The organism is Staphylococcus pasteuri (assembly GCF_030547725.1).
In the GTDB taxonomy this organism is placed as follows: domain Bacteria; phylum Bacillota; class Bacilli; order Staphylococcales; family Staphylococcaceae; genus Staphylococcus; species Staphylococcus pasteuri.
Map to the genome: position 1 here is coordinate 1 of NZ_JAUOQO010000871.1, position 240 is coordinate 240.

At 45.8% G+C, this 240-nt stretch carries 1 protein-coding gene; it reads right to left on the reverse strand.

What is annotated here, in order from left to right; translation table 11 throughout:
• Positions 1-240, reverse strand: a 240-nt coding sequence (locus Q4528_RS15765; protein WP_303522671.1) for an ATP-binding cassette domain-containing protein, incomplete at both ends; no start/stop codon positions are given.

The following is a 240-nucleotide window of genomic DNA, read 5'->3' on the forward strand; positions in this document are numbered from 1 at the left end:
GAATAAGGCTAGGTGCTGAAACACCATGTTCACCGGGCGTTTATTCGGCGCTAATTCATTCACTCGCTTTTGATGAATTCTTATTTCTCCCTTTGAGGGCGATTCAAAGCCAGCCAACATGCGCAACAACGTAGTTTTGCCACAGCCTGATGGGCCAAGAATAGAGAAAAACGAGCCAGCTTCTACCGAAAAGTTAAGTTGGTCTACCGCAGTAAAGTCTGCAAAGTGCTTTGAGAGTTG